This window comes from Pedobacter jeongneungensis (assembly GCF_039538295.1).
GTDB classification, from domain to species: domain Bacteria; phylum Bacteroidota; class Bacteroidia; order Sphingobacteriales; family Sphingobacteriaceae; genus Pedobacter; species Pedobacter jeongneungensis.
Window position 1 is genome coordinate 188,393 of record NZ_BAABBY010000010.1, and the last position, 7,423, is coordinate 195,815.

A 7,423-nucleotide genomic window follows, 5' to 3' on the forward strand; every position below is an offset into this window, starting at 1 on the left:
AATTTATGTCAACAGGTGAATACAAAACAAAAACAGCGAAGAATAATCTCCGCTGTTTCATAATCTGTTTGGTTGTGTGTAGTTTATTTTACTGAAATGCTGATGGCATTGTTATTTGAAATGGTTAAGTTTCCATTTTGTACGAAGCTTTTTACCGCAAGTTGATCTGCATTTTTAAAATCGGCTTTTTTGTATGTTACCACTGCATTCTCAATTTTCAATGTTTTAACAGGGTCTGAAAAACCTTTATTGTTGTAAAGCATAACAGCAGGACTGATTTGAGAGCTTTTGTTACCGCCTTCAACTTTTTCTTTTTTCTCTTTCTGCTCCATTTTCTCTTTTAGTTCCTTCACCTCACTGTCGAATTTTTCTTTTAACTTTTTATATTCCTCAGTCTGTTTTACCTTGTTGTTATTGTCGTAATAAAAAACAGCACCATCCGGACCGGTAAGCATGTGCCTGTTGCCTTTAAAAATCGAATCAGATTGTAATTTTGTAAGCCCCGATAAATTAACCATATCACCTGATTTTAAAGCCTGTATCCTGATGTTATCAATTTGCGCCCTAAATTCTGGAGTATTGATTTTCGCAGCCATTTCTTCGCCCATCTTTTTCCATTTTGCCTGCGCCTCGGGAGAACCAAATTCCTTAGCCATATCTTCACCCATTTTTTTCCACTTTGCCTGTGCTTCAGGAGAATTGTATTGTTTGGCAATATCTTCACCGAATTTTTTCCATTTGGCCTGCGCTTCCGGTGAGTTGTATTGTTTGGCTATATCTTCGCCAAATTTTTTCCATTTAGCCTGGGCTTCAGGTGAATTATACTCTTTAAAAATTTTATTGCGAACCAGCGAATCGTTAAACCTGAATTTAAATGAACTATCAGCGTGGATGCGGTACACATTATGCCCAGCAAAAAGCTCATCCCTGTAAAAATCTTTTCTTAAGCTATCAGGCATATCTTTTACCGAGTTATATTCGGTTTTATTGCCATTAGCATCAATGGTTACAATTTTTATCTTACGTTTTTTAGTGGTATCGGTGCAAACAATAGTTTTAAGATCATGATGATTGAAAACCTCAATCTTATTACTTTTTTTATGCTCTTTTTTCTTTTCTGTTGGATTGATCCAGGCAATAGAAAACAAGCAGGCTACACCCAAAGTCAGGGCTGCCATTTGTTGTTTGGCGTTTAAATAATTTGTTTTCATGTTGGTTATTCTTTTAATGCGTTGATATAAATTTTGGGTCTTACCTGTTGCAGCTAGTGCATATGCCGGACTGTTTTTATCTTTCAGAAGTTCAAGTTTAAGCAATGCATGGGCATAGTTTAACGGTTTTCCGGTAATTTTTAACACCAGGTCATCACAGGCGTGCTCGCGCTCGATGTGTATAAACCTACCAGCCATCCACACAAATGGATTGTAGAACAGTAAGGTTTCGATTGCTGTTTTAATCAGATTTAATAAGAAATCGTTTCTTCTGATGTGCGATAGTTCGTGGATTAAGATGGCCTCTACCTGATCGTTATCTAACTGATTAACCAGTGCCAAAGGAAATAATACCACAGGTTTTAAATAACCGATAACCAAGGGCACATTCACAATAGATGACAGGTGAAACTTAATGGCCTTTTTAATTTTAAGATGGGCCGTTACCTGTTCGAAAATGGCTTTCCATCCATCAGGAATGGCACTTAAGCTTTCCTTTTTCAGTTTAGAAAGCTGACCATAACCTTTAACAATCACAAATAGCTGAAGCACAATGCCAATTACATAAAAAGCTACCACAACAGGGAAATATTGTTCCGCTTTGCTGCTAAAGCTTGGAGGCAGGTTATTAAAATACTGGTAAACCTGAATATTTTGTGGATTAATGGCAACCGCCTGACTGCTGATACTCTGCATTAATTGATTAATGAAGTTGTAAACAAAGCCGGCAAACATCAAAATGATGGCACCAAAGGCAAGGTTGTGCTTATACTTTGCTGCCAGCTTTGGTATGCTTAGCATAATGATAAACAGGACGCCATAAATAATAGCACTTTGCCAAAGTGAATTTAAAATGCTCCATCCAAATGCTTTGATAAACTGTTGTAATAAAGTTTCCATAACGGTGGTTTTAATTTTTAGCCGGGATAAACCGAAATTTAATTGTTTATTAGGGATCTAAACCCTACACCTTTCAACCCTCACATCAACCTTATTTAAGGCTATCTAAATATTTTTTTATTTCATCAATTTCATCAGCACTTGCACTGTGGTTACCCAGGGCCTGCATCACCAATCTTGCAGCCGATCCGTTAAATACATTGTCGATCATTTTAGTTACCAGTTGCTTTTCAGTTTTATCCTGGCTCACCAATGCTTTATAGATATGCGTTTTTTGGTTCGTATCTCTTTCTACCATTCCTTTCTCATGCAATATCTGCATCAGCTTTAAAGTGGTGGTATAACCAGCGTCTTTTTTATTCAATGCCTCATGCACTTCTCTTACGGTAGCATTGCCTTTTTGCCAAAGTACCTGGAGGATTTCCATTTCGCCTTCTGTTGGTTTGATGTTCTGATTGCTCATATGTTACAGTTGTACGAATTGTTTCGTAATCAAATGTACGAAGATATTCGTAATAACAAAATATTTTAACAAATTTTTAACTTTTGTGTTTTAGGTTAACTGTATAAACTGGTTAATTGGTTAACTGTGCATTAAGTGCTAATGCCTGTTTTGAGATAAGACGCAGGAGTGGGGGAAATGTTGCATCGGGAGAAGGTTAATTGTAGAAACTGGGTAATTGGTTAATTGAGGAGTTGTCTACAGTTAACCGATTTAAACAATTGATCAGTTAACCCCTAGATTACCACCCATGAACTAATAAACCAATGACTAATGACCAATTAACCAATCAACTAATGAACCTAATTCTTCCTCAACCCTTCATACTTGCCAATATTAGCCGGATCAATTTCTGCCAGCATGTTGTAGGCTTTCATGCGTTCCTGTCCGTTTAATTTAGAAAGTACATTAGTTATTTCTTCTGCCTTAGAGGCGAAATAAACATTCGGGAAAATGGAACCTAGTTTTTGTTTATCCATCTGTGCCAATGCGGGTAAAGCAGCAACAATCTGGGTTAAACCTTTATCATTATCAGTAAGCTGGTCCAATCCGTTTAAGTGGTAGCTATAAATGAAATTGCGTAATTCGCTAAATATCGGGTTCAGCACATTTTCATTAAACCAGAAACGGTTGCGCAAGCCATCGGCAGCTTTCCAGCCTGTATTGCCAGATGCCTGTGCTAAATTGATGATGTTCTGCGCTTTTTTATAAAAAGGAGTGCCACCCATTTTACTAAAACTGTCTTTATCCATCCCTATGATGGTGTAAGCATAGTAGGTGAGTAGAGCACTAATGTTGGAAATGTAATTCTGATCAGAAAAATCAATGGTAGAACCATCAAGATAACTAAAATCGAAATTTTTATCGCTCATGTTCAACAACGTGCTATTATAAGAACTGTTAAAAACCGGGCGACTGCTTTGAATCTGCGCTTCGGCGGTATAACCAGAACCACCATCCCACGAATTGATGGTAATGACAAAACTACACTCAATACGTTCCTGAGGTTTATAACTTTCGTTACTGAATTTATTGTTGTTTAAAAAATCACGGATGGTTTTTTGAAGTGCATCTAAAGTTGGTTTACTGATGTTCGAAACCTGTGGCGCCAGCAGAGTAACCCTTGCATTCAACTCCTGCGCATGTACTTTCCCGAAACTAACCAATAACAATATCCAAAAAATCTTTTTTATCATTTCGCAATTTTTAAAATGGCAGCACAAATGTCTTTAGCCACCTCGGTTTTCGATTTCATCTCGAATACAGTCCGTTCTAAAGCTTTGTTAAAAATAGTAATTTTATTGGTATCTGATTTAAAACCTGCACCCTTATCGTTTAAAGAATTTAAAATCACCAGGTCAAGATTTTTCTTTTCCAGTTTGCCTTTGGCATAGCTTTCTTCATCATTGGTTTCTAAGGCGAAGCCTACCAGAATCTGATTTGCTTTTTTTTCTCTCCCTAATGAGGCAAGAATATCCGTAGTTTTTTCCAGTTCCAAAACCAGGTCGCTATCCTGTTTTTTGATTTTTTGTGTGGCCACTTGTTTTGGACGATAATCAGCTACTGCCGCACACATCACCGTGATATCGCTTTCGGGGAAAACAGAAGTGCAGGCATTAAACATTTCCTGCGCACTTACCACATCAATTCTTCTCAAGCTTTGAACAGCTTTTTGAGCTGTAGGTCCGGCGATTAGCGTAACATCGGCACCCAGTTTGGCCAGTTCATCTGCAATGGCGAAACCCATCTTGCCAGAAGAGTGGTTCCCGATAAAACGGACAGGATCAATAGCTTCGTAAGTAGGTCCCGCAGTAACCATTACTTTTTTGCCAAACAATGGTGATGATTTCTTAAGGGCATTTTCCAGAAAAGAAACAATTTCTTCAGGCTCAGCCATCCGGCCTTCACCCCAAAGCCCGCTCGCAAGTTCTCCGTTGGCCGGTGCAATAACCGTATTGCCGTAACTAACAATCTGTTCAATATTACCCTGGGTAGTTTCATGTTTCCACATATCCAGGTCCATTGCAGGCGCAACATACACCGGGCATTTAGCTGAAAGATAAACCGCAGTCAGTAAATTATCGCAGATTCCCGTTGCCAGTTTAGCCAAAGTATTGGCACTTATCGGAGCGATGATGATGAGATCGGCCCAGAGACCTAATTCAACATGATTGCTCCACACACCTGTTTCTTCTTCGAAATATTGTGTATAAACAGGGTTTTTAGAAAGCGTAGCAAGGGTAAGTGGTGTAATGAAATTAGCACCATCAGGGGTAAGAATAACCTTTACGTTTGCACCAGCTTTAACAAGCAGCCTAACCAAAAAAGCCGACTTATATGCCGCAATGCTACCGCAAACGCCAAGGATTATATTTTTATTTTTTAGCATAGCATGTAGGGCATGGGGCATAGAGCATAGAGCGTAGTGCTAAACGCTTTGCCCTAAACGCTATGCGCTATGCTATTTACTTTTGTTCTTTAGCAGGATTTCTGTGATAAATTTTCTCGTTCAAAAATTCATCAATAGCAACCAAAACAGGCTTCGGCATGCGCTCGTAGTGCTTGCTGATTTCAATCTGCTCGCGATTTTCGAAAATTTCTTCCAAATTATCGTTGCTGGAAGCAAATTCTGCCAATTTACCGTGTAACTCCTCTTTAACGTTGTTCGAAATCTGATTTGCCCTTTTAGCAATTACCACTAATGATTCGTATAGGTTATCAGTAGTTTTATCTAAATCGTGTACGTTTCTGGTTACTGTAGTATTTGGTACAGCAGGTTTGTTAGTATTCATGTATTACTTGTTTTTAATATTCGTATTATCTGCATTAGTCGGCTTAGCAGAAACAGTATCTTTTAATTTACCTGTTCTGATCAGCATTTGCTTGTATTTTTCCTGATCGGCAGCATATAAAGCCAGTTCTTGTTTCGTGGTTACAATACCCGCTTCAACATCCTCCTTAAGTCCTTTAGCCTCTTTCATAAATTTGCTGTCAGGGTGGTTTTCAGTAAACTCAGTATATAAGGCAAGTGCTTCATTATAACGGTCTTCCTGACGGATGATATAACTGTTTTTTGCATATAAATATTGCGCCCTGATCATCAGGAAGTCCATTTCTTCTGCATATTTAATATCCGGGAAATCTCTTTGCGCATTTTTCAAAGCAATAACAGCAGCCCTGTAATTATCTACATTACTTGGACCGGTAGTTAAGTACATCTTAGCGTTTTCAAAAGCTTTATCTTCTAATTTACCCCTTAAAGTAGCAATATATTTACCTGCAGCAGCAGCACGGTCGCTGGTAGGGTATAAGTTGATAAACAATTGCAAAGCATCAATCGCCTTATAAGTATTTTCCTGGTCTAAAGAGAAAGCTGGCGATTCTAAATAGAAACAGTAAGCGCCCATATACCTCGCTTCTTCCGCATTTTTACTGGCAGGATAGGTATCTGCAAAGCTTTTAAACTGATATCTCGCAGTAGTGTAATCACTTAATCTATATAGCGTATATGCATAATAATAATTCAGATCCTCAGCTTCTGCACGGCCACGGTATTTTTGAGATAGGTCCTCAAAAAGCACCAAAGCTTTACTATAATCGCGTTTATTATACAAACGAAGCGCCTCCTGGTATTTTTTTGCAACGTCATTACTCGCTCTCAATTTCTCGAAACGACTTTTACAACCCGCAATACCCAGAGCGGCAACAAAAACTAAAATAATTAAGTGTTTAACTTTAAACATTCTGCAAAGATAATTAATAATACGATAACATCAATAAAAACAATTCGCCGCTAAGCTATGCAAAGCAATTCAGTACAATATAACAGTTAACAAATTTTAACATATATATAAGGCTAGTGTGTACACTATATAGTATGCACTTGTTTTTTTTAGCAAATCAGGTGTTGTGCTGCTATATAAGTTTGGTCCCGCTATTCGCTTCAAAGCCTCGGTTCGTTCCTCCCCTTCGTGTTTTCCGCTGCTATCGGGTTTAGTTGGGCAGGCATTCCGGAAGTTTTAAAGTGCTGGGTGCAGCAGAAACAGCCTTGCAGGTTTCTAAACCTGCCGGGTTTAGCATGAAATTTTAGTTGCGGGTGGGCTGCAAACACCTGGTCTTCCAAAAAGTTTTGTTTCATGCAAAACTTTTTGTTGCTGTAAACCATCCAGTTACAATAAAACTCCCAATTAATAGCAAATATGCTTTGCTTATAAATTAAAAAATCCTACTTTTGCATCCCGCTTCGGAGGAAGGGTTTTAGTTGAAAGGATGGCTTAGAGATACGGAAAGCGATATTTATTTTAAAATAAATGTTGCAGGAGAGAAAAAGATTGCTACCTTTGCAGCCCGGTTCGGAAGAACGGAAAGCCAGTTAAAGCTGGCGTATTGAAATAAAGGAAAGAGGAGAAAAAGAGGATTAAAAAATAAAATTTATTTTATTTGGAAGTTTAAAAAAGATCCTTACCTTTGCACTCCCAACCGAAAGGGAAGGAAAAAAGAATCGGAACGGCGGATGTCGGAAAGATAACAAAACAAGATTGAAAATACCGGCACGAAGATAAAGACTAACAAGACTTTAACGGAGTAAAGGTTTAACAATATAAAGATCTGCCGCGAGGTTTATAGATCGATAAGTTCTTAAAAGAGATGTCAATGTAGCGTAGCGGGGTAATGGAGTACTGATCAAAGTACATGATTATTTTGCTTTATTTTAAAGGTGGTGTCTAACAGACAACATAAAAAAAAGAAGACTATTTTTAACAATAGTTAAAACTGGTCAGTATTGAACAAAACATTTTACAATGGAGAG

The 7,423-nt window shown here is 38.0% G+C and carries 6 protein-coding genes; all 6 read right to left on the reverse strand.

The annotated features are described in order from the left end of the window. Positions 1-83 precede the first annotated feature (83 nt). Positions 84-2,111 carry a M56 family metallopeptidase gene (locus ABD769_RS19935; RefSeq protein ID WP_344853117.1) on the reverse strand — a complete coding sequence of 676 codons (2,028 nt, stop codon included), beginning with the start codon at positions 2,109-2,111 and terminating at the stop codon, positions 84-86. A 91-nt stretch (positions 2,112-2,202) separates the two neighbouring features. Further along, positions 2,203-2,574: a BlaI/MecI/CopY family transcriptional regulator gene (locus ABD769_RS19940; RefSeq protein ID WP_316827256.1), complete on the reverse strand. Its 372-nt coding sequence runs from the start codon at positions 2,572-2,574 to the stop codon at positions 2,203-2,205. Positions 2,575-2,915: 341 nt separating this feature from the next. Further along, on the reverse strand, positions 2,916-3,809 hold the full coding sequence (gene porD, locus ABD769_RS19945) for a type IX secretion system protein PorD (RefSeq protein WP_344853118.1): 894 nt from the start codon (positions 3,807-3,809) through the stop codon (positions 2,916-2,918). Then, the gene (coaBC, locus tag ABD769_RS19950; protein ID WP_344853119.1) at positions 3,806-5,002 is read right to left on the reverse strand and encodes a bifunctional phosphopantothenoylcysteine decarboxylase/phosphopantothenate--cysteine ligase CoaBC; all 1,197 of its coding nucleotides are present in this window, start codon (positions 5,000-5,002) and stop codon (positions 3,806-3,808) included. Before coaBC ends, porD begins: the two co-directional genes overlap by 4 nt. Before the next feature lie 76 nt (positions 5,003-5,078). Then, complete coding sequence (locus ABD769_RS19955; protein WP_025145617.1) at positions 5,079-5,405, reverse strand: DNA-directed RNA polymerase subunit omega; 327 nt, start codon at positions 5,403-5,405, stop codon at positions 5,079-5,081. A 3-nt stretch (positions 5,406-5,408) separates the two neighbouring features. Continuing rightward, complete coding sequence (locus ABD769_RS19960) at positions 5,409-6,356, reverse strand: outer membrane protein assembly factor BamD (RefSeq protein WP_344853120.1); 948 nt, start codon at positions 6,354-6,356, stop codon at positions 5,409-5,411. Positions 6,357-7,423: the final 1,067 nt, after the last annotated feature.